Annotated in this window: 4 protein-coding genes; 1 reads left to right on the top strand and 3 read right to left on the bottom strand. The window is 72.4% G+C overall.

What is annotated here, in order from left to right; translation table 11 throughout:
* The 3 genes from GUY60_RS35995 to GUY60_RS38380 all read right to left on the bottom strand — a co-directional run.
* A partial coding sequence (locus GUY60_RS35995; RefSeq protein ID WP_446697013.1) for an SCO2400 family protein occupies positions 1 to 424 on the bottom strand: 424 nt, incomplete at its 3' end.
* Positions 425 to 647: 223 nt separating this feature from the next.
* Entirely contained in the window at positions 648 to 1,919 is a 1,272-nt protein-coding gene (locus GUY60_RS35990; RefSeq protein ID WP_161705647.1) for a PucR family transcriptional regulator, read from the bottom strand.
* Positions 1,920 to 1,924: 5 nt separating this feature from the next.
* A complete protein-coding gene (locus GUY60_RS38380; protein WP_187370213.1) occupies positions 1,925 to 2,077 on the bottom strand; it encodes a hypothetical protein in 153 nt (50 codons plus the stop codon).
* Positions 2,078 to 2,332: 255 nt separating this feature from the next.
* Here GUY60_RS38380 and pgfA point away from each other — a divergent pair, with 255 nt between their 5' ends.
* Positions 2,333 to 3,292: a cell envelope lipid trafficking protein PgfA gene (gene pgfA / locus GUY60_RS35985; RefSeq protein WP_161705645.1), complete on the top strand. Its 960-nt coding sequence runs from the start codon at positions 2,333 to 2,335 to the stop codon at positions 3,290 to 3,292.
* Positions 3,293 to 3,467 lie beyond the last annotated feature (175 nt).

Raw genomic sequence — 3,467 nt, 5'->3', positions numbered from 1 at the left:
TGGGTGGGGCCGTGCTCGATGCCGGGCGGGTGCTGCGGTCGGCCCGGTCGCTCTCCGTCGCCGTCTGCGTGGGGCCGGTGGAGTCGTCCGGCTGAGCGGGGGCCGCGCGGTCGGACGGGGCGGTGTCGGCGCTCAGCTGGGCCGCGCCGATACCGCCCGCGACCAGGAGGAAGCCCGCGCCGAGGACGAGGGCGCGGGTACGGCGACGGCGGCGGCGCTCGGTGTCGCGGCGGCGGGCTCGGCCCGCGGCGCGGCGGGAGCGGCCCGGTGCGCGCGGCTCGTCCGGCTGCGCCTCGGTGCCCGCCGCGTCCTCGGCCGCCGCCCGCTCCGCCGCATACCGTCGGCAGGCCTCGGCGGGGGTGCCGCAGCCGGGGCAGGCGAGGGCGCCGTTGAGATGCCTGCGGCACGGGTGGCAGTAGTCCATAAGGTCGGGAGGCTAGAGGGGGCCGCGTAACGGGTGAGGCAGGTGGTGTGAAAGTTGTGTGCCGAGTCCTATGAGGTGAGCGGATCCGGAGGTTCCGGTGCCGGGCCTGCTAGGGCCTGTCCGGTGGATCAGGGTCGGACAGACCGCGGCTCCCCCAGCCTCCGGCCGGGAGGTGCCCCCAGTGCGGTGCATCGCAAGGCGCCGGAGCGCCCTGATAGCGGAGCTATTCGGGCGTTTCGGCAACGCGGCGAGGTGCCGTGCCAGGCGTCGCGGGCCCGGCCATGATCCGCCGGACAGGCCCTAGGCCGCCCCTCAACCGCTGGGCGCGGAGGACCAGTTCGAGTTCGAAGCGGCGGTCCGGGTCGTCGATCTCGTCGCCCCACAGCTCGCGGATCTGGCGCAGGCGGTAGCGGACGGTCTGTGGGTGGACGCCGAGGCGGGCCGCGACCTCGGGGGCGCCGCCTCTGGTCTCCAGCCAGGCGAGCAGGGTCTCGGCCAGGCGGCGGCCGTGCGCCGGGCCGCAGTGCGCGAGCGGGGCGAGGCAGCGGCGGGCCAGGTCGTTGATGAGTTCCTCGGGCTGGAGGAGTACCAGGGCCTCGGTGTGTTCGCTGCAGAACAGGACCTCGCCGGAGGGCAGCAGTCCGCGTTCCATCAGGCGCACCGCGACCTCCGCCCAGCGCAGCGACTTGGCCGCGTCGAGCAGCGGTACCGGCGGGCCGATGGCGCCGGACCAGCCGGTCATGGCGCGGCGCAGGAGTTCGGGCCGGCCGGCCGCTCCGGGGTCGGGTACGACCATGCGGGGCTGCTCGTTCTCCATGTCGAGCAGCACGTCCTGGCCGACGGCCGGGGCGACCGCCTCGCGGGCCGGGCGAAGGAGCACGCCGACGGCAACCTGTTCGGGCAGCGGCCAGCCGACCCGGGCGGCGCGTTCGGCGACCGCCTCGGTGGGGTCGGCGCGGTGCTCGGAGAGCAGGAGTTCGAGCAGCTTCCGCTGCAGGCGCAGGCGTTCACCCGCCTGTCGGGCCGCGGCCTCGGCGTATCCGCGTACCGACTGGTCGACGAGGCCGTCCAGGTACTCGAAGCCCGCCTCCGCCAGTTCGTACATGGCGGGTGGCGGGATCTCCACCTGCTGGCCGAGCTCCGCGAGGCGGCGCCAGGCGAGCCGGACGCCGAGCCGGTAGATGGCCTGGAGCGAGTCGAGGCTGCGGCCGTGCAGGCCCTCGCCGCGGCCGAACTCCTGGAACACCTCCGGGTGGTAGCGGGGCCGGTCCTCGGTGTGCGCGATCTGCTGGACGAAGACCTCGAGCGCCCGGCGGATGCCGACGAGGGCCATGGGTTCGCCCGTGTCGTTGAGGACGACGGGCACCAGGGGGTACTCGCGGCGGATCTCGCGCAGGATGTCGTCCGCGAGGCGCGGCACCTCGTCGAGGGCGAGGGTGGCGAACTTCTCCAGTTGCGGCGGCGGCACGCCTCGCCAGGCGGAGCGTCCGCTCATGGTGGTCAACGCCCCGTCTGCGCCTGCTCGTAACTGATCAGTGGGGTATTGGGCTGCTCCGGTGTGGCGCCCAGGATCGCGACGATGCCCAGGGCGGCGCCCACCGCGAGTGCGGCGGCGCAGAGCGCGGTCAGGCCCGCGGAAAGCAGTCGGTGCATGGCAGGGTCAGCCTCTCTGTCGGCGACACCCACCCCGGAACACATGGTCCCCCTGGCCGGTCCCCATCCGGCGCTGGCTCAGTGTCCTGTGTCCATTGACAGTGCGTCAAGGGTGCGCCTACGGTTCCCGGCCCAGAGCACACGTGCACTTGCTCCGCTGCCTGTGAGCCCCTCCACGCACTGTTCGTTTGCCGCATCTCCCGCCGCTCTCAGCGCCGGTCGAGCCGCCTCAAAAACACCCTCTGGAGTGCCCGGATGCGCCGTACAGCCTCGCCTCTCTCCCTCGCCCTGTTCGGCGTCGGTGTCTTCCTGCTCGTGCTCGCGCCACTGCTCGCCTGGTACGTCGAGCCGCGGGCGAAACGCACCCCGGTCGATATCGACCAAGTCACCGTATTCGAGGGCAAGGGCGCCTATTTCGACACCGGCAAGGTGAAGACCGTCCGCGGCGTCGACCTGACCGTGACCCGGCAGGTGCGGGGCGATGTCGCCGACAGCTCCGACGAGAACGCCGTGTGGGACGTGTCCACCTCGGTCGACCCGGACAAGTCGCTGCCCGCGGCCGACCCGCACGACTCGCTGCAGTGGACCATGGAGCGCTGGGTCACCGACCGGAAGACCAACGCGCCGGTGCACTGCTGCGACGAGGCGCCCTACTTCGAGGGCGAGGCCTACCTGAAGTTCCCCTTCGACGTGGAGCGGCGCACGTACCGCTGGTGGGACAACACCCTCGGTGCGACCGTCCCGCTGAAGTTCAGCGGCATCCGCAAGGTGCAGGGCTACGAGGGCCTGCTGTTCACCGGCACCGTGAAGGCCACCAAGACCGGGACGCGGCAGGTGCCGGGGCGGCTCGTGGGCTCGAAGGCCGACCAGGTGCTCGCCGAGGAGTGGTACGCCAACCACGGCGTGGAGCTGGTCGCCGACCAGCGCACCGGGCGGATCGTGTACGCGCAGATCGGGCCGCGCAAGACGCTCCGCAAGCCGGGCTCGGACAAGGACGCGGTGGTGCTCCTGGAGAGCCGGAAGATCGCGTTCACCGCGGACACCCAGCGGAAGCAGGTGGCGCTCGCCGACGACGACAGCGGCCGCCTGAAGCTGGTCGGCGAGACCCTGCCGCTCGGCGCCGCGGGGCTCGGTCTGCTGCTCGGCGCGGTGGGCGTGGTCCTGGTCGTACGGGGGCGGGAGCGGCCGGCGCCGGAGGGTGCCGAGGAGGCGTAGCCGTGCCGGTTGAAGGCGGCGCACACGCGATTCCCGCACGAACTGATGAGAAGTCGGTGTCAGAAGGCGCGGAAATTATCACCTCCGTGAGTAGCAGCATCGAACGCCGGGGCGAAAACTAACCACCCCCACTGAACGAACACAGGCGCGACACAACAACCCACGTCCCCAGCAC

The sequence above is a fragment of the Streptomyces boluensis genome (assembly GCF_009908195.1).
Taxonomy (GTDB): domain Bacteria; phylum Actinomycetota; class Actinomycetes; order Streptomycetales; family Streptomycetaceae; genus Streptomyces; species Streptomyces boluensis.
This window is presented reverse-complemented; position numbering and strand designations above follow the sequence as displayed.

Excerpts from the sequence above, each read along its gene's own strand:
- pgfA (WP_161705645.1), top strand. The coding sequence starts at position 2,333 with ATGCGCCGTACAGCCTCGCCTCTCTCCCTCGCCCTGTTCGGCGTCGGT.
- GUY60_RS38380 (WP_187370213.1), bottom strand. The coding sequence starts at position 2,077 with ATGCACCGACTGCTTTCCGCGGGCCTGACCGCGCTCTGCGCCGCCGCA.
- GUY60_RS35990 (WP_161705647.1), bottom strand. The coding sequence starts at position 1,919 with ATGAGCGGACGCTCCGCCTGGCGAGGCGTGCCGCCGCCGCAACTGGAG.